Annotated in this window: 21 protein-coding genes and 1 riboswitch; of the genes, 13 read left to right on the top strand and 8 right to left on the bottom strand. The window is 43.5% G+C overall.

From position 1 onward, the window contains the following. Nucleotides 1-399 precede the first annotated feature (399 nt). Nucleotides 400-555 carry a hypothetical protein gene (locus D6V41_RS18130; protein WP_168710949.1) on the top strand — a complete coding sequence of 52 codons (156 nt, stop codon included), beginning with the start codon at nt 400-402 and terminating at the stop codon, nt 553-555. A gap of 61 nt (nt 556-616) precedes the next feature. On the opposite strand, the gene moeB is transcribed toward D6V41_RS18130, so the two are convergent. Next, nucleotides 617-1,393, bottom strand: a complete 777-nt coding sequence (gene moeB, locus D6V41_RS03375) for a molybdopterin-synthase adenylyltransferase MoeB (RefSeq protein ID WP_136250095.1) — start codon at nt 1,391-1,393, stop codon at nt 617-619. Between the two features lie 235 nt (nt 1,394-1,628). Between moeB and D6V41_RS03370 the strand changes: the two genes are divergently transcribed. From D6V41_RS03370 to D6V41_RS03335, 8 genes are all read left to right on the top strand, one after another. After that, on the top strand, nt 1,629-2,834 hold the full coding sequence (locus D6V41_RS03370; protein ID WP_136250028.1) for an alginate export family protein: 1,206 nt from the start codon (nt 1,629-1,631) through the stop codon (nt 2,832-2,834). Between the two features lie 83 nt (nt 2,835-2,917). Then, nucleotides 2,918-3,110: riboswitch (molybdenum cofactor riboswitch) on the top strand. Then, nucleotides 3,100-4,089 (top strand): GTP 3',8-cyclase MoaA, encoded by a 990-nt coding sequence (gene moaA, locus D6V41_RS03365; RefSeq protein WP_136250027.1) that lies wholly within the window; start codon nt 3,100-3,102, stop codon nt 4,087-4,089. It overlaps the preceding riboswitch by 11 nt. Before the next feature lie 11 nt (nt 4,090-4,100). Continuing rightward, entirely contained in the window at nt 4,101-4,694 is a 594-nt protein-coding gene (gene mobA / locus D6V41_RS03360) for a molybdenum cofactor guanylyltransferase (RefSeq protein WP_136250026.1), read from the top strand. Then, nucleotides 4,681-5,223: a molybdenum cofactor biosynthesis protein B gene (gene moaB / locus D6V41_RS03355; protein WP_136250025.1), complete on the top strand. Its 543-nt coding sequence runs from the start codon at nt 4,681-4,683 to the stop codon at nt 5,221-5,223. The genes mobA and moaB overlap by 14 nt, the downstream gene beginning before the upstream one ends. Nucleotides 5,224-5,274: 51 nt before the next feature. Further along, on the top strand, nt 5,275-5,520 hold the full coding sequence (gene moaD / locus D6V41_RS03350) for a molybdopterin converting factor subunit 1 (protein WP_136250094.1): 246 nt from the start codon (nt 5,275-5,277) through the stop codon (nt 5,518-5,520). A gap of 2 nt (nt 5,521-5,522) precedes the next feature. Further along, nucleotides 5,523-5,987 (top strand): molybdopterin synthase catalytic subunit MoaE, encoded by a 465-nt coding sequence (gene moaE / locus D6V41_RS03345; RefSeq protein WP_179952535.1) that lies wholly within the window; start codon nt 5,523-5,525, stop codon nt 5,985-5,987. A gap of 78 nt (nt 5,988-6,065) precedes the next feature. Next, the gene (locus tag D6V41_RS03340; RefSeq protein WP_136250023.1) at nt 6,066-7,346 is read left to right on the top strand and encodes an MgtC/SapB family protein; all 1,281 of its coding nucleotides are present in this window, start codon (nt 6,066-6,068) and stop codon (nt 7,344-7,346) included. A 194-nt stretch (nt 7,347-7,540) separates the two neighbouring features. Beyond that, a complete protein-coding gene (locus D6V41_RS03335) occupies nt 7,541-9,469 on the top strand; it encodes an alpha/beta fold hydrolase (protein WP_168710948.1) in 1,929 nt (642 codons plus the stop codon). A 38-nt stretch (nt 9,470-9,507) separates the two neighbouring features. Here the strand turns inward: D6V41_RS03335 and D6V41_RS03330 are convergent, their stop codons facing one another. Further along, a complete protein-coding gene (locus D6V41_RS03330; RefSeq protein ID WP_136250021.1) occupies nt 9,508-9,873 on the bottom strand; it encodes a hypothetical protein in 366 nt (121 codons plus the stop codon). A gap of 81 nt (nt 9,874-9,954) precedes the next feature. Between D6V41_RS03330 and D6V41_RS03325 the strand changes: the two genes are divergently transcribed. Further along, nucleotides 9,955-10,368 (top strand): DUF4010 domain-containing protein, encoded by a 414-nt coding sequence (locus D6V41_RS03325; protein ID WP_136250020.1) that lies wholly within the window; start codon nt 9,955-9,957, stop codon nt 10,366-10,368. Nucleotides 10,369-10,423: 55 nt separating this feature from the next. On the opposite strand, the gene D6V41_RS03320 is transcribed toward D6V41_RS03325, so the two are convergent. The 4 genes from D6V41_RS03320 to D6V41_RS03305 form a co-directional block, all read right to left on the bottom strand. After that, entirely contained in the window at nt 10,424-10,810 is a 387-nt protein-coding gene (locus tag D6V41_RS03320) for a YbaN family protein (RefSeq protein WP_241664405.1), read from the bottom strand. A 76-nt stretch (nt 10,811-10,886) separates the two neighbouring features. Then, nucleotides 10,887-12,164: a molybdopterin molybdotransferase MoeA gene (gene moeA, locus D6V41_RS03315; RefSeq protein WP_136250019.1), complete on the bottom strand. Its 1,278-nt coding sequence runs from the start codon at nt 12,162-12,164 to the stop codon at nt 10,887-10,889. Next, nucleotides 12,165-12,821 carry a two-component system response regulator NarL gene (narL, locus tag D6V41_RS03310; RefSeq protein WP_136250018.1) on the bottom strand — a complete coding sequence of 219 codons (657 nt, stop codon included), beginning with the start codon at nt 12,819-12,821 and terminating at the stop codon, nt 12,165-12,167. Between the two features lie 56 nt (nt 12,822-12,877). Next, complete coding sequence (locus tag D6V41_RS03305) at nt 12,878-13,078, bottom strand: hypothetical protein (protein WP_136250017.1); 201 nt, start codon at nt 13,076-13,078, stop codon at nt 12,878-12,880. A 42-nt stretch (nt 13,079-13,120) separates the two neighbouring features. On the opposite strand from D6V41_RS03305, the gene D6V41_RS03300 reads away from it, so the two are divergent. Both D6V41_RS03300 and D6V41_RS03295 read left to right on the top strand, forming a co-directional pair. Next, entirely contained in the window at nt 13,121-14,734 is a 1,614-nt protein-coding gene (locus D6V41_RS03300; protein ID WP_136250016.1) for an MFS transporter, read from the top strand. 80 nt (nt 14,735-14,814) lie between these two features. Further along, nucleotides 14,815-15,198, top strand: coding sequence for a SirB2 family protein (locus D6V41_RS03295; protein WP_136250015.1), 384 nt, complete (start codon nt 14,815-14,817; stop codon nt 15,196-15,198). 60 nt (nt 15,199-15,258) lie between these two features. Here the strand turns inward: D6V41_RS03295 and D6V41_RS03290 are convergent, their stop codons facing one another. Next, nucleotides 15,259-16,185, bottom strand: a complete 927-nt coding sequence (locus tag D6V41_RS03290) for a C40 family peptidase (protein ID WP_136250014.1) — start codon at nt 16,183-16,185, stop codon at nt 15,259-15,261. A 5-nt stretch (nt 16,186-16,190) separates the two neighbouring features. After that, the gene (locus D6V41_RS03285) at nt 16,191-18,047 is read right to left on the bottom strand and encodes a histidine kinase (protein WP_136250013.1); all 1,857 of its coding nucleotides are present in this window, start codon (nt 18,045-18,047) and stop codon (nt 16,191-16,193) included. Nucleotides 18,048-18,332: 285 nt separating this feature from the next. Between D6V41_RS03285 and D6V41_RS03280 the strand changes: the two genes are divergently transcribed. Then, nucleotides 18,333-22,121, top strand: a complete 3,789-nt coding sequence (locus tag D6V41_RS03280) for a nitrate reductase subunit alpha (RefSeq protein WP_136250012.1) — start codon at nt 18,333-18,335, stop codon at nt 22,119-22,121. The last annotated feature ends 1 nt before the right edge of the window (nt 22,122 follow it).

The following is a 22,122-nucleotide window of genomic DNA, read 5'->3' as shown; positions in this document are numbered from 1 at the left end:
GAGTTGAGATGCAGACAATTAAAAATGTCAGGTGCGTGAAAGTTTTACATATCAGTAGCTGAAAGCGTAGAAGAGCTTACACAAGTGCATAATAAAAAATTGTGGATCTTAGTCGAGCAAAAAATCCGCTATCTATTTTTCGCTTACTATAGTAGTATTACGGTTTCATGACACTTTTGTTAAAAGTGTCCTGATTTGTTTTTGCTTGTTGTTAGTTAGTTGGCTTGTTACTTGCTAGTTGCCAATAGCGAATTGAAATAAACTATTTTACCTCCACATAATTTGTGTCGCGACATCACTCTAGATCACGTCTTTCATAACAAAAATAAAAACGCTAAAAATAGACGGTTTAACGAGCGCGATACACCATTAGGCGGAGTCTGTTTTTGAGAGGGGATTATGATATTTAAAAAGTTTTTTAAGCGAAAGTATCCTTATGCGCCAATCGCATTTTTAGGTAGAAAAACCGTAGAGCGCGCGCTTGATGCCGATATTCGAAAATTTAAAAAAGTCGAAAAAGAGCTTGAGCAAGAGCAAAAAGAGGATGCAAACTAGGGTGTTATGCTTTCTGCGGTATAATTTTATTGCACTGTGTGCGGAAGTTTACTGCTGAGGCCTAAAATGACGAGCAAACTGCGCAATCATCTTGTGCATTTACATTAAAGTTTTGCCAATGTGATTGCATGGCATCAAAAACTTGAAGTTGGTTTATCGCAGGCTTTCCAAAATCGCATAAAATTTTTATGGCTTCCAAAGCCTGCGAGGCGCCTACAATACCCACGACAGGTGACATAATACCTGACTCTACACAGCTTAAGTTTAGTTCGCCAAAAAAACGGCTAATGCATGCATAACAAGCACTGCGTTTTTCCGGTATTACACAAAAGATTTGACCTTCCATACGAATGGCAGCACCTGAAACTAATGACGTGCCATGTTCATAGCATAAGCGATTCAGTAAATTTCGCGTATCCAGGTTGTCGCTACAATCAAGTACAATATCGTGACTTTCAATCAGTTCCGGTAAATTATCTTCTGAGGCTCGTTCGATAATGGCATCGACGCTAACACCGCTGTTGATTGATTTAAGCGTGTCTTTTGCCGAACACGCTTTACGTAAACCTACATCCTTTTCAAAATGCAGTATTTGGCGCTGCAGGTTGGTAATTTCTACGGTGTCGTCGTCCATTACGCTAATGTGTCCTGTGCCGGCAGCACATAAAAACTGAGCAGCACTGCATCCTAAACCGCCAGCCCCCACGATTAAGACCCTTGCACTAAGTAAAATTTCCTGTTTATCCAGGTCAAAGCCTGGGATCATAATTTGACGGTTGTAGCGCATTGCCTCAGCGGTACTCAATTCTCGCGTGCTTGTTTGCCTATTTTTTTGCATATTATTTTGCATTAAAAAAGCCACCTCTTTTGATAAGTTACTCAGATGTAAACGCTTGTATCACCTCGGCGAAACAGGTTCAATGCCTATTAATGGGTAAACTTGCCTAACCACAAAATCACCACTGAAGTTAATGTTGGTATCTTTATGTTTTTATTAATATTTTTCTTTAAAAAGTGAATTAAAGGCCTACAATCAATTTCATTGTTTTTACCATTCATTGCAGGAAAATATTATGAAAACACGTTTAGCCACATTGATTGGCGCAAGTTTAGTAGGTCTTGGTGCTTTAAGTACACCCACAATGGCAGCGAATGATTTTTCATTCGCAAATTTTCAAAGCGCAATTACTGAAGGCGATGCAGATCTTACTTTGCGCTACCGCTATGAGCGAGTGTCACAAGACAATATCGATAAAACCGCGAATGCTTCTACGCTTCTCACGCGCTTATCCTATACAAGTGGTGACTTCAATGGCTTTTTTGCTGTTGTCGAGTTTGATAACGTCAGTGCAATTGGCAATGAAAACTACAACAGTACTGTAAATGGAAACGTGCAGTATCCGGTAGTGGCTGATCCAACCGACACCGAAACAAACCAAGCTTATGTTGGCTATAAAGCAGGTGATTTTGTGTTTAGTGCTGGCCGTCAACGCATTAATCACAATGATCAGCGTTTTATTGGCGGGGTTGCGTGGCGTCAAAACGAACAGACCTACGATGGCTATCGCTTACAATACAATGGTAATCAGGGATTGCATGTTGACTACAGCTTCATCCACAACGTTAATCGAATATTTGGCACTGACAGTCCAAATTCTGATTTAGCAGGCAATTTGCACTTACTCAACACACATTATCAAATAAATGATAAACATAAAGTCACCGGCTTTGCCTACAGTTTGGATTTTGACTTGGCCAATGCCATCAGCACAAAAACCATTGGTGCAAGTTACGATGGTACGCTTGCAATGGTAACGGTGCATGCATCGCTTGCTCGTCAAAGTGAGGAAGGTGACAATCCCAATGATTTCTCTGCTGATTATCTGGCATTGGAGTTATCTACTCCTGTATCTGGCGTAAACTTGGGTATCGGATACGAATCCTTAGGAAGCGACAATGGAGTGGGCTTTAGCACACCTTTGGCAACCTTACATAAATTTCAGGGCTTTGCAGACAAATTTTTAAATACACCTGCACAAGGCGTGAATGATTTATACGTTAAGGCATCAGGTAAACTCGGCGATTTAAAACTTAGCGCCATATACCATCAATTGGAATCTGATGTAGGCAGTATAGATTATGGCAACGAACTTAATCTGGTCGCCAATTATCCGCTTGCTAAAAACACAGGTTTGTTGCTCAAATATGCGAATTACAGTGCAGATGAATTCTCAGTCGATAGCAATAAATTTTGGGCAATGGTGACGGCAAAGTTTTAGGCCGTGTACCTACTAGTGAGTATTCCTTCAGCATCATTTCAATTTGGTCTTTTTTGGACCACAATAGTTTGTATCACAATTAAATGAAGCTATCACTTCGAGCATGTCAACCTAAGGCCAGACAACACGTCTAAACGTCTGACTATGGGTGGCATGCCGCGATTCAATCAAATTCATTCAGTTTTGACTTTATTGTTTCGCCGGGTCAGGATAAGAAATTGCCTGGCCTCCCGACGAGTTTACTCGAAATTGGAAAGGTGTTTGTGTGGAAAATCAAAAGCAGCAATTACAAGACTCATTTGGCAGGCGCTTCAAGTATCTGCGCCTGTCCATTACAGAACTATGCAATTTCAGATGCAATTATTGTCTGCCTGACGGTAATCCTTGCGATACGCCAAAAGGCGGCATGTCACTGTTGCAGATCGAAACCTTAGTAAAAGCATTTGCCAGGTTAGGCACAACAAAGATACGAATTACAGGCGGTGAGCCTGCATTGCGAAAAGATTTATGTGAAATCATCGCCCTATGCAAGTCGGTTGAAGGTATCAAAACCGTGGCATTGACGACAAACGCGTTTTTGCTCAAACGTGACGCGCAGGCTTATAAAAATGCAGGACTTGATGCGCTAAATGTGAGTGCAGATAGTCTGGATCCTAGAATGTTCGCTGCTATTACGGGTAAAAATAAACTTCAGGATATTTTAGCTGGCGTAGATAAAGCCGTTGAAGCAGGTATCGCGCAGATCAAGTTCAACACTGTGATGCTCAAACAATTTAACTACAAAGGCCTCGATGCATTTTTTGAGTATTTGCGCAGTCATCCAGTCACCTGGCGCTTTATTGAATTAATGCAAACCGGCGATAACGGACAATTTTTTAAAGCGAATCACGTTGCTGGAGAACAAATAAAAGAAACGCTTTTGGCTCAAGGTTGGCAACGTATCATTCGTGGTGAAGAAGCCGGTCCTGCTCAAGAATTTTCACATGCTGAATTTGCAGGCAATATTGGCTTGATCATGCCATATAGTAAAGACTTTTGTGCGACGTGTAATCGTCTGCGCGTGTCGTCTCAAGGTAAATTGCATTTATGTTTATTCGCCGAAAATGGCGTAGATATCGCTCCGCTTTTAGCGTCTGGCGATGTGGATGCAAGCTGTGAAGCCATTCGTCATCATGTCATGGAGAAAAAGTTTGGACACTTTTTAGATGAAGGTTTTACAGGCGCAACAAAACAGCTTGCCATGTTAGGCGGCTAAAAGAGGATAATATGCAAACATTAGGTGTAGTTTTAGCAGGCGGACGCTCTTCTCGAATGGGTCAAGACAAAGCCTTGCTTGAAATTAATGAGCTAAGCTTGCTTGCACGAGCAATAAAAATCCTCTCAGGCACATCAGTTGACGAGGTAGTTGTAAGCCGAAATGATGGCCATCGTGGTCATATTGCGGATCTAATTCAAAACAAAGGTCCGCTTTCGGGCATACATGCAGTGGCTAACCGATTTGTTCAGCATCATCTACTTATTTTGCCCGTCGATGTGCCGTTAATTGAAATAGAGGCGCTCGAATTTATGCTGACGGTGGGCCGAAAACAGAATCTAAACGTCTCAATTGCCGGACATAACCTACCGCTGTATTTACGTAATACACCCACTACCCGCATAGCGCTTGATTATACCTTGCGCTGCGATTCATGCTACTCAGTGGGGCAATTTTGTCAGCATTTTCCAATGCAACGCATTCAATGCCAAAATAGTATTTCGTTACTCAATACAAATACGCCAGCAGATTGGCAGATGGCAAAAGAATTTTTGGTAAATAATTCCACATTGATTTCAGGAGAGTTTGCTCATGGGGCATGCTAATAAAACATTTACCGCATTAAACATAGCGGTATTAACCATTTCTGACACGCGAACCTTTGAAACGGATACCTCAGGTGAGTTTCTGGCTACCAGTGCAAAAGAAGAGGGGCATAGTGTGGTGCGCCGCGATATTGTGATTGATGACGTCTATCTCATCCGAGCCAAGGTATCAGATTACATTGCCGACCAGAATGTACAAGCCGTGCTTATTACAGGCGGAACGGGATTCACCCAACGCGATTCAACGCCAGAAGCTGTTAGCGTTCTGTTTGATAAGGAAGTTGAAGGTTTTGGCGAGCTTTTCCGCTATTTGTCTTATAAAGAAATTGGCACATCGACCATTCAATCGCGAGCAATTGCAGGTTTGGCGAACGGAACAATTATTTTTTGTGTACCCGGTTCAACCGGGGCATGCAGAACAGCGTGGCAGGGCATTATTCAGCCACAACTTAATGGTGCGCAGGGTCCTTGTAATTTTGTGCCGCACTTATCAGATGCACCGGCATGCAAAAGCAGAGATACAGCTTGACTCTTAACGGATTGATGAGCGAGCAGGTGCTGTGAAATAGAGAATAGAATGATGATTAACATTAAATTTTTTGCCGACTTCAGAGAAAGAGCCGGTGTAGCCTCACTCAAGCTTGAGCAAAGCGGCGAAACGACGGTGGCTTCTTTAGTAGAAACCTTGCTCGAGCAAAATAACGATTTTGAATTTTTATCAAGCAAAAACGTCTTGATTGCGGTTAACCAGACGCTAAGCGCTTCAGACGCAAAAATAAATGACGGTGATGAGGTTGCATTCTTCCCGCCAGTGACAGGGGGATAATGATGATAAAAGTACAAAGCGCTGACTTTTGTGTGGGTGAAGAGTATTCGCGCCTGCGTCAAAACGCAGATAGTGACGGGGCCATTGTTACCTTCACGGGCTTGGTCAGAGATTTTAATCAAGATGGTTCGGTGTCGTCCATGTTCATTGAGCATTATCCGGGAATGACGGAAAAATCGCTTATGAAAATATGCAGCGAAGCGCGAATGAGATGGGAACTTGGGCAAATTAGCGTTATTCATCGAATCGGACATTTAACAGCTTCTGAACAGATTGTATTTGTGGGTGTGACGGCAAAGCATCGCAAAGAAGCTTTTGAAGGTGCGCAATTTATTATGGACTACCTTAAGAATAGCGCGCCTCTCTGGAAGAAAGAGGGCACGCTTTCAGGAATGAAATGGGTAGATAGCAAAACATCTGACGAGCAGGCCTTGACGCGCTGGTATGAAGACAAGCAGGTGTCATAATCCTGAGCTTTTGACTACACTAGTGTTCATGAGAGTTGTTTACATAAAACGATTTTAAGAAAAACGAACAGTAGTGTTATGGATGATTTAGCTAAACAATTTATTGAAAATAACCAAACAACCATCCACCTTGCCATTGCGCTTCTTTTAGGCGGTATCATCGGCCTTCAGCGAGGCTGGGATGCAAAAGAACAGCATGCAGGCGAACGTATTGCCGGTATCCGTACCTTCTCACTCATTGGATTGTTAGGGGGCATCGCAGTGGTGCTTGCCCAGGAAATTACTACCTGGGTGTTTCCCATCATGATGGTGAGTATCATCGCCATCGCCCTGGTAGCCTATCACGAACGCATAGAACAAATTCGCAATTTTAGTATCACAACCATGATTGGTATTTTGGTTACCTTTTGTTTAGGCGCGATGGTAGTGGCAGTGGATGCGATGGTAGCTACATCCCTTGCGGTAGTGACGGCCTTTATTCTCGACAACAAAAAGGAGATCCATGGCTGGATCCAAAAGCTTCAAGAGAAAGAGCTTGATGCCGGCTTAAAACTTTTGCTTATCAGCGTAGTCATGCTCCCGCTTTTACCCAATAGAGAAATGGGGCCGGGTGGCGTGCTCAACCCTCAAGAAATTTGGTGGATGGTCGTGATGATCGCCTCTATCTCATTTGTGGGTTACTTTGCTATTCGTATCGCTGGCGCGAAAAAGGGCATATTGTTTACCAGTTTATTTGCGGGTTTAAGTTCTTCAACGGCGTTAACCTTGCATTTTGCCAAGCGGGCGGCGAAAACACCTGAGTTAAACAATCAATACGCCGCAGGCATTCTCATCGCCTGTGGTACCATGTTTCCGCGGATCCTGATTTATTGCTTTGTTATAAATAAGGCTTTACTTCCCACTTTAGTTTGGCCTGTGGCTTTAATGACGGTACTTTTGTACGTCCCCGCTTATTTTTTGTGGCAACGAGACGATAAGTCTGAACAAATAAGTCAGCCTAATATGAACCAGAATCCACTCGATTTATCATCTGCTCTCATATTCGGTGGCTTACTCGTCGTTATTCTGCTTCTTGGCGAATTTTTGAAAAATGCTTTTGGCGATGCCGGTGTGTACGCACTAGCTGCAGCGTCAGGTATAGCCGATGTTGATGCTATAACTTTATCATTAACGCGCATGTCAACAGAAAGTATCGACCTTAGTACCGCTACGCTTGGTATCGTGATCGCAGCTGCGGTTAATAATCTCGTAAAATCGGGAATGAGCTGGAGTATAGGAAACAAACAGCTAGGCGTATATGTGGGTGTTCCAATGGTGGTTTCGCTAGGTGCGGGTTTGGCTTTAGCTTGGTTTTTATAGCTTGCTTATAACTGTGTTTAATTTATTGGTTGAAAGTATCTACGTTGGGTCGCTGTGCGTTAGATGAAAAATTGTTGCACAGCAACTCTTATTGCAAGTAGGACGACATCGCTTCGGCGTAATAAAGTTGCACAAATAATATTGTTATGGCTTAGTGGATAAAATATACACAATATATGATTGAGAAGGATTTTATGACCATTAATAAAGCAACAGGGATATTAGTGCTCAGTTTCATTCTGGGGTCTACTTTTTTGTTCGCTAACAACGCGCAGGCCGCACCGCGTGTTATTGATTGGCAAGACTATCCTTTTGCCCTTAAGGAAGATGTAAAAGACCGCGTTGCCTATGGTTCCGTCACAGTGAGCGCTTCTAAATCTGCGATGGAGCAGAACTATGGTGATGTCACACTGGCATTTGCGGTTGTTCAGGCTACGCCAGGCAGTTTTAGTGAAAATGCAATTTTAGCGATTCCGGGTGGACCCGGTCAGAGTGCGACTGATGTTGCGGGGCGTTTTGCGTCAAATCCGTTTTTCCAAAGGATTCTTAAAGAGGGAAAGCGCGATATTGTGCTTTTAGACCCCCGGGGAGTAGGCAAATCGACACCTTATTTGTGTAATGAGTTACATCAGTTGGACAAAACATACTGGTTTTTATTCGGTAAAAGTAAACAAGACGCCATCAACGAGCATATTGATGCCATCAATACTTGCAAGCAAAGACTTCAAAATACCGGCCTTGCATTTTCGCAGTACAGCGCAAAAAGCTATGCAGACGATGCTGAAACAATTAAAAACTTGCTTGGTTACCAACGATGGTTATTGTGGGGTCACTCTTATGGCTCTCGATACGGGCAGCAGCTGATGTTGTCCTATCCAGACTCAATAGAGGGCGCTTTTTTATCTGGCATTGTGCCCATCGAATCTTTCAAAAAGGAACGCGAGTTTCAATATTTTTACCAGGTACTGCAACGCATTTTTGATGAGTGTAAAGAAAATAGTGTTTGCGATGAAGCATATCCTAAGCTTGAGTCAAAGCTATATGACACTTTCAAACGCTTTAAAAACGCCCCCGTTAGTGTGCCGATTAATCATTCAAAACACTCTCATATAACCATTGACGAATTCGGATTGATGAATGCTATATTTGGGCTCTTATATGTAACAAACAGCATTGAAGTAGTACCATTATTTATCGAAAGTCTTCACAGTGGTGACGATTGGATACTGAATAATTTGGCGACAATTCTCTTGGATAAGTTTGCAGTTAATCGCAATGATAATTTCCTCGCGGTAAGCTGTAACGATGCGTCAGAAATCGATAAAGAATTGACGCAAGTGTCGATGCAAACAGATTTAGCTTCAGTTATGCGAGAGACTTGGCTTACCAAACGGCTAGGATTTTTTTGTGATTTGATCGGTGCTTCTGATGTGTTTGTACAGAAAAGTTTTCCCAGCAATGTTCCTGTTGTAATTGCCGATGGCGTTTATGATCCTGTAACACCGCCTCAGCGTTCTCAAGTCTTAATTCCACAAGTCGCTCAAGCCCAACACTTCACTTTGAGCAATCGTGCTCATGATGTGACCGCTGGCGCGAGAACAATATTACGCGTATTTTTGAGCAATCCTCAACAGCTTGTAAATACAGATGAGTATAAAAATTTGGGGACGATCGTCTACCGCACCGATGTGGTATTGAATAAAGGCATTGCAAACATTAGCAAGTGGATTATGAACGATACTATTTGGTCCAAAATCGCTATCTTGGCCTTAGGAGGTATATTGATTTCAGTTGCGCTCATAGCAAGCGTTTTTACCAGAGAATCGTCCATAACGGCAGTTATTTTCAGCAGTATTTTTGCAGTCGTTTTAGCGATATCACTAATTGGTGCATTTTATCAAAGTTGGTCGGCAAACCCGTTTCTGACATCTTTTGGTATGCTCTCGCACTGGGCATGGTTGCCTTATTTTGGATGGATTATGCTAGCTAGCAGTATTTATGCGCTTTACAGGATGACCACGCAGTGGAGAGACAAGCAAACACCTGTGAAAACCTGGTCGGCAATTAACTGTATTGGCACTTTTTGTATTGTGGGATTTTGTTTGTATGCAGGTGTTGTGTAGACATTGTCACTGCTTTAACGATCGTTTGAGAGCCGCTATTAAAAACGAATAAAAAATTTTTGTTCTAATAAACTTCGTTTGGCTGGGTTAGCCACACAAGCACCTTGAGAATTTAATAGTTTGGTGCTGTGTTGCTTCTCCAGGTGTGATGAAGAAGATCTTACATGGTTGATTGACTTTTGCAGTGTGCCATGTGTTTTTGGCACTATTAAAAAAGAGCCAGTTGTGCTCAGCGTTTTATGTTGTTCTAAATTATCAATACGCAAAACGACTTCTATTGCACCATGCAATAAAACAATAACTTCAACTCTAAAAGGATGAATCTTCCAAGATTGCCAATCTTCTGTGAACTCATAACATGACATCAATTCATGATGCTTGAATCCTGCAAAATTGGCTTCCAATAGTTTGTATAAAGCGACGTCAGCAGTTTCGATTGAAGCCTCTTTTGTAGGGGGTGATGAGAATTAAGTGATTAAAAAGTGATGGTTCCATTTTTCGTGGCAAGGAAAAGTAAGTCTGAACAAATAAGCCAGCCTAATATAGATCAGAATCCACTCGATTTATCATCTGCTCTCATATTCGGTGGCTTACTCGTCGTTATTCTGCTGCTAGGCGAATTTTTGAAAAATGCCTTTGGCGATGCCGGTGTGTACGCACTTGCTGCAGCGTCGGGTATAGCCGATGTTGATGCTATAACTTTATCATTAACGCGCATGTCAACAGAAAGTATCGACCTTAGTACCGCTACGCTTGGTATTGTGATCGCAGCTGCGGTTAATAACCTCGTAAAATCGGGCATGAGCTGGAGTATAGGGAACCGACAGCTAGGCGTATATGTGGGTGTTCCAATGGTGGTTTCGCTAGGTGCGGGTTTGGCTTTAGTTTGGTTTTTATAGCTTGCTCGTAGCACCGCAATGTGAAGCTAGCTATTGTTGTAAAATAGTAAGAGCATCAAGTTTTTTGAGAAACAGGCGTGCGCTTTGACGGTCGGGTCCAAATAAATAGATTCACTGCAAGCATAAAGCAAATCACGATCGCCTGAATAATAATACTGTCGATCACAAAGAGGAGCGGGTAAGTCACCAACACGAGCATAGAAATAGTTGAGGTCCACTTTGCCTTTAGACTAATCGCGCCATGCTGCTCCCAATCGATGATGATTGGGCCCAAGTATTTATGAGTTATTAACCAGTTATGCATGCGCACAGAGCTTTTTGAAAATAGAAAAGCGGCTAGCAGAATAAATGGCGTGGTGGGTAGTAGTGGCAGAAAAATGCCAATTACACCAATGATAATGCTAAGCCAGGCAAAGACAAAGTAGCTTGATTTTCTAATCACATTTTTGCTTACATTTTTACTTTAAGATAAGACTATTATTTGCTTCAAAAACAACACTGTCATTATAAAACCAATTCTATAAAAGCGGCTTCTCAAATGGCAGAATAGTGACTGGTTCGCCCTTATTTACGCTCGCCCGTTCCTGTTCCAATACGATATAACAATTACTGGTACAAAAGCTTGATAGAACCCCAGAGCTTTGTGAGCGGGCTGAGGTCACCACCAATTGATTATTTTCATTCCGTGTAAAATGACCGCGCTGGTAATCTGTTCGACCGGGCCGCTTTTTGAAATTTTGTCCTGCAAGCGCAACAAAACGCGCGGGTTCAACTGTATGCTCCCCACTTAAGGCTTTTAGCGCTGGTACGGCAATTTGATCAAAGGTCACCGCCGCGCTGACCGGATTTCCCGGTAATCCAAAAAAGAGACTATTAGCAAGCCGCCCAAAAGCAAGGGGTTTTCCAGGCTTTATGGCTAGTTTCCAAAAATCAATTTTGCCCATTTCATCCAGCACTTCACGCGTATAATCCGCCTCACCAACTGACACCCCACCACTGGTAATAACGCAATCCGCGTGAGTATCTGCGTATAGAAAGGCCTCTGTTATCGCGTCTTTACTATCTTTAATCAGCCCTAAATCAAGCACTTCAACACCCAAGCGTTTTAACATGGCAACGAGCATAGGGCGGTTAGAATCATAAATTTTACCCGATTCAAGCGGTGAGCCTAGAGAAAGCAATTCATCGCCAGTAGAAAATACGGCAACTTTAAGTTTTGGAAAAACATTAACGTGTTTGAGACCTAATGACGCTAATACGCCCAGCCCTACAGGTGTAATGCGTGTACCTTTTGCTAATACAGTCGCGCCTTGCTGAATATCATCACCGGCGGGTCGAATGGCTTCGCCTTTTCCGCTACATTTAGTAATTTCAATGCCTTTAATTTCGTCATGTTCGTCACGGTGAACAAGCGCATTTTCTTGCATGACCACAGCATCAGCGCCTTTGGGTATTTGGGCGCCTGTCATAATACGCACACATTGCGCTTCGCCCACTTTACCCTCAAAGGGCAAACCAGCAAAACTTTTACCGATTTGTTTGAGCATTTTGTGCTTGCTAAGATCAGCGCTTCGAATGGCGTAACCATCCATGGCTGAATTATCATAAGCGGGCACGTTTAAAGGGGAGACCACGTCTTCGCTTAGCACCCTGTCGACTGCGTCAGTCAATAATACACGTTCGCTTAGCTTGTTTTTTATTGCGGGTTTGGCGAGAAATTCGCGAATTAGCTCAGTAATCAAGGCTTGCGCATTTTCGATTGGCATAAGTCCGCTTGAGCTGCATCCACATTCCATTTATTGTGCTCCTTTTTGGTGGTTGACCATCCAAACAGCGGCCTCCACTCGAGAGCGTAAGTTCAGCTTCTTTAGAAAGTGTTTTACATGGACTTTAACTGTGCCGTCTGAGATATCCAGTTCTCGTGCAATCAGTTTATTGCTCATTCCTTTTGCAATCAACTTGAGTATCTCAAGTTCACGACTGGTTAAACTTGCCAGAGCGCGCGAGCCTGCGCGTTCAGGCTTGCGAAGCGCAGTTGCCAGAATTTCGGTTAATTTGGCGCTCATTACCATTTTGCCCAAGCTTGCTTCGCGCAATTTTTCGATGATTTCCTCAGGGTCCATATCTTTAAGTAAATAGCCATCAGCACCACAGCGGATAGCCTCAACAACATCTTCATCATTGTCTGAAACGGTGAGCATAATTATTCGAGCGTCAACCCCTTTATCGCGAAGCTGTTTTAAGGTTTCCAAGCCATCCATTCCCTGCATGTTAAGATCAAGCGTAATCAAGTCGGGCTCAAGCTCTAAAGCGAGTTTTATGGCTTCTTGCCCCGAACTTGCTTCACCAACAACCTCCAAGTCGTCTTCAAATTCAATGAGTTGATTCAGGCCTTTTCTTAAAAGGGGATGGTCGTCTACCATCATAATTTTTGCTGGCTTCTCTTCAAACATGCTTTTGCCTTACTGTTTTTACATAACACTATGATACATGAATTTAATTTGGTAGTTCAGGTACTTATAGGTAAGGTATCTACCCCATTAGAGGTACATGCTAACAAATGACGTTTGCCTTTGCACATGTGCCTTTGCGCCACGATTTCTTTTAAATTGGGGTAGCGGATAAACAAAACCAAGCGTAAATATCTTCCCACAAAATTCTCAGTTTGTACCCACTGATGCAGATAGGCAGTCACGCTAATTTCGCGCATAGTTTCCGCTGTAATTTAATCACATCTCAATGGAGAAGTAGCATGTCCGACCTACAAAAGTGGGATCCAGAAGATAAAGACTTCTGGGAAAGCGAGGGTAAAAAAATTGCTAACCGAAACCTATGGATCTCAATTCCCAGCCTTTTGGTGGGTTTTGCGGTTTGGCTGTATTGGGGCATTATTACCGTACAAATGTTGAACCTGGGGTTTCCCTTCCAAAAATCTGAATTATTCACCTTGATGGCGATAGCGGGTTTAACGGGCGCGACCTTGCGTATACCCAGCAGTTTTTTCATCCGATTATGCGGTGGAAGAAACACCATCTTTTTTACGACTGCCCTGTTAATGATACCCGCAGTCGGCACAGGCTTTGCCTTGCAGAGTCCTGATACACCTCTTTGGCAATTTCAGATACTGGCGCTTTTGTCTGGTTTAGGCGGTGGTAATTTTGCGTCTTCCATGTCAAATATCAGCTTTTTCTTTCCTAAAAAGCAACAAGGTTTGGCTTTGGGGCTAAATGCCGGTTTAGGTAATTTTGGGGTAACAACAATGCAAGTTGTTGTGCCACTGTTTATGACTTTTGCGGCATTTGGCGCGCTAAGTGGCGACCCCATGACGCTTATTAATACCTCAGGTACATTGATAGGTAAAATTCCGGCGGGTACCGAAAGCTATATTTCAAACGCCGGTTTTGTATGGTTGCTGCTGTTAGTACCGCTATTTTTCTTAAGCTGGTTTGGTATGAATAACATCCGTACGCAAGATGTGTCTCCTGATATCGGCAATCCACTGACCTCCTTTGCACTGATTACCGTTATGCTAGGCATTGGTCTTGTGGTGGCTGCCTTTGGTTTATGGCTAATGCTTCCGGAATCCGCAAATGGGTCTGGCTTCGGCGTTCCCAAAGAAGTGGTGTTAGTGCTGGTTGTGGTAGCAACTGTTGTAATCTTAAAAATGATGCCTGGAACCATCGGTCAAAGCCTGACTCGACAGTATAAAATATTTAATAACAAGCATACGTGGGTAATGAGTATTATCTATACCATGACGTTCGGATCGTTTATCGGATTTGCAGCGTCTTTCCCCCTTGCTATCAAAGTCATTTTTGGATACAGCCACGTGATGGTTGATGGCGTAATGACGCACGACACAGTCAACCCAAATGGCCCAAGCGCACTGATGTATGCCTGGATGGGGCCGTTTATTGGCGCCTTGATTCGTCCTGTAGGTGGCTGGATTTCAGATAAAATCGGCGGCGCTTTAGTAACGCAAATTTGTTCAATTGTCATGATTTTAAGTGCCTTAGGTGTGGCTTATTACATGCGAGAAGCCTATCAATCAGCGACCCCGGAAGAGTTCTTTATTCCATTTTTTGTCCTCTTTTTAGTCTTGTTTGCTGCAACTGGAATTGGCAATGGTTCTACTTTTAGAACGATTGCAGTAGTCTTTCCTAAAGAGCAAGCGGGGCCTGTATTGGGCTGGACATCAGCAGTAGCGGCTTACGGCGCGTTCTATATTCCAAAAGTCATAGGCGAACAAATTACCGCCACTACGCCAGAAGTTGCGCTTATCGGTTTTGCAGTGTTTTACGGCATATGCGTATTAATAAACTATTGGTTTTACTTACGCAAAGACGGTGAATTCTACAATCCTTAAGCAAGTGGATTTCCGTGTAGCAATTGGGGGCGATTTTCGCTCCCTTTTGTGCTTTCGAGAGATGATAGTCAAGAGCGTGTATGGAATATTTGTTCATTAAAAAGTTGCATATGATACTTGTTATAACAAGTATCAGTCTTTTCATACTTCGATTTTACTGGGCCTTAAATCAAGCAGATATGCTTCGGCATCAACTGATCCGCTCCTTGCCTCATATTATCGATACCTTGCTTCTTAGCGCAGGAATATATCTAATGATCAGTGCAAAGGTATGGCCTACGCAGCATCCATGGTTAGGTATAAAACTGATATGCCTTATTGTGTATATTGGTTTGGGTACGTTTGCGATAAAGCGTGGCAAAACGCAGGGTAACAAATTAATAAGTGGGCTAGGGGCTATTAGTGTTTTTGCCTATATGGCGGGCCTTGCCTTTTTCAAATCGCCGCTTTGGTTTTTGCCTTGATTTTATAAAAGAGCATCGCTGGTATCGAATAGATATATAAACACATTGGTGCCAAGAAAACTATCTGCGCGCATTCATTTCATCTCGTGAAAACTTAAGGTCGCCAGTTGATTTCGACTGAAGTTGCTTAATTACAAGCGTCGCGTCTTTGGCTCGATCCTGCTTTTGCTCCTCGTGCCAATGAATCGTTTTATAGTCAAAGCCTGCATCTAAAGTGGGTTTAATAATCTGAAAGTAGGGCGACAAATCAAAATCACGAGGTACAAAATGACTGTAATGGCGTTTTTGTAATTTGAGACGTTTAGAGGTTTTTGTAAACGGATTAAGTGCATGCAGAAGCGAGCTTTTTTTGGTTTGCGCCAATTCATGGCTTAAATCGATAGGTAAAATCGGATAATGAATAGCATGAAAGGCTTGTGCTACCAAAGTTGAACAAATCGCTTTGGTGGGATCGCCGCTCCCAAAGGCCAGCATTCGTCGCCTGAAACGTTGGGGGACAGGAGGGGTGGGGAACAAATAACGTAATAAGTCAAAAATGTGTTTAGTGTCGTACTGATGCCCAATAGAATCGTGAATGAATTTAACCAGTGTCATTTTATCTTCATCAGTCAAACCAACGGGACGACAAATACGCAAATTAAAACCTTCATACTTGTCGATCGGAATGCGTATGACGCCTTCTACAACATCTGCCTCAACGAGCGGAAAATTTTCTATGCTTTCTTCAACCTTGCTTTCTTTAACCTTATCTTCAGCAATCTTACTTTCACCAACAAAGATGCACACATGCGACCAAGTGGACTGAGTCAAATATTTTATCGCTGTGCTAACGCGGCTTTTCCCTTCCACCAAAAGCACATCACCCAATTGCAGGGTTGAGGCCAAGGCATCTTTGCTGATTGGGCTAAATGAGTCATATTCGGCGCTGGGTTTTGTTAAATAATTGGCAAGCCAATTACCTAAACGCTGTTTAACAGAATCAGACATTACTTTTAGGCCTGTTGCAATTTGAGCTCTGCCTGTTTTGCGTATTCTGGCACAAAACTAAATGATACAGTCGTGCCGCCTTTTTCATTTAGACTAATATCTATCGCGCCGTCCAAACTTCTGCTTCGCTCCTGCATAATGGCTAAACCATAGTGATTGAGTTTATTTGGGTCTTGCGGTATACCAATTCCGTCATCGGCGATTTGCATAACCACTTCGTTCAACGCGTTATTACTGATTTCAATAACAATTTTTGAGCCTTTTGAGTGGTAAAAACCATTCTGCATGGCTTCTCGCGCTATTTGTAACAAGTGAATTTCTTCCTGCGGAGAAAAGGGAATATTGCTTACGCTATAGTTCAGTTCAAACTCAAAATCTTCGTTGCGCGTTTTAAGTTGCGCAATGGTTTGCTCAAGTGCCGCTTTGATCCCTTGTCCATCAAGCTTCAAGCGAAAGGTGGTTAGCAATTCTCGTAACTCTGAGTAAGCCGCGCCCAAGCCACCCTTTAATTCTTCAATAACCTGATCAATCTGCTCATGACCATTGTCTTTTTGCCGTAAGCGCTGCAAGCGAGTCACTTGTATTTTTAAATAAGATAAAGCCTGCGCAAGAGAATCATGCAGCTCTCTTGCAATAACGGTTCGCTCATTCATCAGCGCCATTCGTCTGCTTTGTTCAAGCTGATGCTTCATGCTTAGACCATTTGCAACTTGTTCTGCAAACGCCTCAAAAAGCTGATGTTGCCAATCTTCCAGTTGGTGACTGTCGGAGGGGGTCACGGTAAATACACCATAGTTTTCGTGACCATGGCTAAGTTGATAGCGCATTTTGTTTGAGGATTCCTGAAAAATTTGAGAATGCTCAATACAGCCACTGCATTGGTGTTTAATACATTTGTCAGGTAAGTCTTTCTTTGTACTGACTAAATGCTCATAAGGTCCGTCACCTTGGGCTGTCATAATGCAAAGATCCATATCCTTAATGTCTGTGACGCGTGCTAGCTGGTCTAATATAGGCTGAAAATCAAAGCTTAATGGATCAACTGCATTGAGTTTTCGAGATAAAGAAAACAGCAAATCTAGCGACTCATTGCTTCGACTCAGTTTTTTGGTTTTTCGCTTAACCTGTTCTTCCAACTGATTCTGAGAGCGATATATAGCGTTGCTCATTTTATTAAATGTTCGCCCTAATATGGCAAGCTCATCTTGACCGGATTCGTCTGCACGGGCGGTAAAGTCACCTCTTGCCAGTTGACTGGCCACGTGAGTAAGTTTTGATAATGGCTTTTCAATATGTCGGTTTACAATCACCATGGCAAAAGCAATGAGCAATAAAGTACTAAACAAAGCCACACTTTGTATAAGCCTTATAGTGGCAATATTTTCTTCGGCATGACTTTGAAAATTAGTCACCAACTGTTCGATGCCTGAAACAAACTCTGCAATGAGCCGGTTGAGTGCTTGCCCGTCAACTTGCTCATTTTCAATTGCCTGCAATAGCATTGGTTTTATTGTTTCAAACCATTGCGCGGTGACTTCTTCCAGCAGTTTTTGCGATTGTCCGGTACCAATTAAACTCTGTTTATTTACCAAAATGCCTGTACTTAAATCATCCTCAAAATCGCCTATTTGTTTGAGCAATACTGCGATGTCTTCTGGCGTTTTATTTGGCACTTGCACATGACTTGCCAATCGATAGCTCTGCATTCTAAGCGAACCGGCTACGTTGATTGAGGCGGCATCATTTTGCGCACCATCACTGATAAACACAGAACTGAACATGCTCACAATGGCTAAAAAGCTAATAGAGAACATCAGCGCGGCAATCTTGAAAACAGTGGAGTGGAAAAATTGTTTATTCATACTGGTCACTTTTGTTATCAATTTGTGCGTTTTTTTGATTCTGAGGGGATACCTACAAAGAACAATCGCAAAGGCTGATAAGGCCAAAAAATGTAAACCTTAGTCTATACCCCTTTAGAACAAAGGAAAACCCCCATCTACCCCTATACCCCTTTGGTGGTAGCCCACTGTTTTTGCGGCATTTTGGCCCTCTTGTGCACCTTTGATGATTAGTCTTTAATCCATCCATAGCTTGAAATTGCCGCTCATTTTCAGCGCGCAGTTATTTACATTAAGGAGTTTGACGTGAGTCACTTTTTAGACAGATTGCAGTTTTTTAAACGCAAAGAAGAATCCTTTTCAGATGGCCACGGTGTGACCACCGAAGAGAACCGTGCCTGGGAGGATGGTTATCGTCGTCGCTGGCAACACGATAAAATCGTGCGCTCAACGCATGGCGTAAACTGCACAGGGTCGTGTAGTTGGAAAATTTATGTGAAAGACGGTTTGGTTACCTGGGAAACCCAGCAAACTGACTATCCTCGCACTCGACCTGATTTGCCTAATCACGAGCCGCGTGGATGTCCGCGTGGTGCAAGTTACTCATGGTACATATACAGCGCGAACCGCCTTAAGCATCCTAAAATTCGCAAGCGCCTGGTTAAACTTTGGCGAGCTGCAAAACAACAGCATTCGGACCCGGTTGCGGCGTGGGCCTCAATTGTTGAAGATCCGGCAAAAGCTAAAGAATACAAGCAACAGCGCGGACTAGGTGGTTTTGTTCGCGCAGACTGGCGTGAGGCAAACGAAATAATTGCAGCTGCTAACGTATATACGGCCAAAAAATACGGACCTGATCGTATTACGGGCTTTTCACCTATTCCAGCCATGTCAATGGTGTCTTACGCGGCAGGCGCGCGTTACTTGTCATTAATTGGCGGTAACTGCTTAAGTTTCTACGACTGGTATTGCGATTTACCTCCAGCGTCACCGCAAATATGGGGTGAACAAACTGATGTGCCTGAATCGGCCGATTGGTATAACTCAAATTACATTATTTGCTGGGGCTCAAACGTTCCGCAAACGCGTACACCAGATGCCCACTTTTTAACCGAAGTGCGTTATAAAGGCACCAAGGTAATTGGTATCACGCCAGACTATTCAGAAGTGGCCAAATTGACCGATCAGTGGCTTGCACCCAAGCAAGGTACCGATGCAGCGCTTGCGATGGCCTTTGGACACGTCATACTCAAAGAGTTTCATCTTGAGAAGCCTTCTCAGTATTTCACTGAGTATTGCAAAACGTACACCGACTTCCCTGTACTGGTAATGTTGGACAAAGCCGAAGATGGCAGCTTGCATCAGGGACGCTTTTTGCGCGCCTCCGACTTGTCAGACAATTTAGGACAGGAAAACAATCCTGAATGGAAAACTATTTCTATCAACAACCAAGATGGTGAACTGGTTTCACCCACAGGTTCTGTTGGCTATCGCTGGGGCGAAAAAGGCAAGTGGAATATCACCCAAACCGACGGTAAAACCGGTGATAAACTGGATTTACGCGTAAGCCAAAAAGACGAGCATGATGCTTTAGTTGAGGTGTCATTCCCTTATTTCGGTGGCGCTGAGCATGAGTTTGGCTATTTTCAGAATACGCAACACGATGACGTGCTTGTGCGCAAAGTGCCTGCGAAAAAACTGACACTTGCTTCGGGCGAAGAAGTGCTGGTTGCGACCGTATTTGACTTGACGCTCGCAAACTACGGCGTTGACAACGGCTATAATGACCCTAATGTCGCCTCAAGCTTTGATGATGACATTCCTTATACACCTAAGTGGCAAGAGCAGATAACCGGTGTGCCGGCTGCTGATGTAGTAAAGATTGCTCGCGAATTTGCCAGCAACGCAGATAAAACGCGCGGCCGCTCAATGATCATCGTTGGCGCGGGTATGAACCACTGGTATCACATGGACATGAACTACCGTGGCTTAATCAATATGCTAATGATGTGTGGCTGTATTGGTCAAAGCGGTGGCGGCTGGGCTCACTATGTGGGGCAGGAAAAACTGCGTCCGCAAACCGGATGGCAACCATTAGCCTTTGGTTTGGATTGGCAGCGTCCACCACGCCATATGAATGGTACTTCGTTTTTCTATAACCACTCTAGCCAATGGCGCTATGAAAAATTGGAAATGACCGAAGTCGTTTCGCCGATGGCGAATAAAGAAAAATGGTCTGGTTCGATCATCGATTTCAACACGCGTGCAGAGCGCATGGGGTGGTTACCGTCAGCGCCGCAGCTTGGCATGAATCCGTTGCAACTGTGTAAAGATGCAGAAGCGGCCGGTCAGAGCCCGCAAGACTATGCGGTAGAAAAGCTCAAGTCTGGTGAACTGAACTTTGCCTGCATGGAGCCTGAGAATCCTCAAAACTTCCCACGTAATATGTTTATTTGGCGTTCGAACTTACTCGGCTCATCAGGTAAGGGACACGAGTATATGCTTCGCCACCTTTTGGGCACTAAACATGGCCTGATGGGTAAAGACTTAGGTGAAGACGGCGGCAAGAAACCTCAAGATGTGAAATGGGTAGATGAAGCCGCTGAAGGTAAAGTGGACTTGCTAGTCACGCTTGACTTTAGAATGTCAACCACCTGTTTGTATTCTGACATAGTGTTACCTACCGCAACGTGGTACGAAAAAGACGATCTGAATACCTCAGATATGCATCCTTTCATTCATCCATTAAGCGCAGCGGTTGACCCTGTTTGGGAATCACGCTCAGATTGGGAAATATTTAAAGGCATTGCGAAAAAATTCTCAGAAATGACAGAAGGTCATCTGGGAATTGAAAAAGACTTAGTCACTGTACCTATTTTGCACGACACGCCAGCCGAAATTGCACAGCCATTTGGGGTTAAAGCCTGGTGGAAGGGCGAGTGTGATCTCATTCCGGGAAAAACAGCACCAAATATGGTGGTGGTAGAGCGAGATTATCCAAACACTTATGCGCGCTTCACTTCTTTAGGACCTTTGCTTGAAAAACTGGGCAATGGCGGTAAAGGCATAAGCTGGAACACCGAACAAGAAGTCAAGTTTCTTGGCGAGCTAAACCGAACGCATGTTAAAGAAGGCGCAAATAAAGGGCGTCCGAAAATTGAAAGTGCGATTGATGCTGCTGAAGTTATATTGTCACTGGCACCAGAAACCAATGGTCAGGTGGCAGTGAAGGCATGGGAAGCGCTCGGTGAATTTACCGGACGCGACCATACCCATCTTGCTAAACCCAAGCAGGAAGAAAAAATTCGCTTCAGAGATGTGGTTGCACAACCGCGCAAAATCATTAGTTCACCTACCTGGTCTGGACTTGAAGATGAGCATGTGTCTTACAACGCAGGCTATACCAACGTCCATGAATATATTCCATGGAGAACGGTAACGGGGCGTCAGCAGTTTTATCAAGACCATGAGTGGATGCGTGACTTTGGTGAAACCATGTGCGTATATAAGCCACCCATTAATTTAAAAACAGTTAAGCCAATCATGAACAAACAGCCAAACGGCAACACTGAGATAGCGCTTAACTTTTTAACGCCACACCAAAAATGGGGCATACACAGCACCTATTCAGACAATCTTTTAATGCTGACCTTATCTCGAGGTGGCCCAATTGTTTGGATGTCTGAAGTAGACGCTAAAAAAGCGGGAATTGTTGATAACGACTGGATAGAAGTATTCAACGTTAACGGTTCAATTGCTGCACGTGCCGTAGTGTCTCAGCGCGTACCTGAAGGGGTGAGCATGATGTACCACGCGCAAGAGAGAATTGTGAATGTACCCGGCTCGGAATTAACTAAAACCCGCGGCGGAATACATAACTCTGTTACCCGTGCAGTAATGAAGCCAACCCACATGATTGGTGGCTACGCACAGCAGTCTTATGGATTCAATTATTACGGCACAGTTGGCTGTAACCGTGATGAGTTTGTGGTGGTTCGCAAAATGGCAAAAGTTGATTGGCTCGATGACGATAGCGTCGACCAGAGTACAGCAGAATTTAATGATGCTGTTTTAAGTAAAAAGGCGGAGGGCTGAT

Source organism: Ningiella ruwaisensis (assembly GCF_004798935.1).
GTDB classification, from domain to species: Bacteria; Pseudomonadota; Gammaproteobacteria; order Enterobacterales; family Alteromonadaceae; genus Glaciecola; species Glaciecola ruwaisensis.
This window is presented reverse-complemented; position numbering and strand designations above follow the sequence as displayed.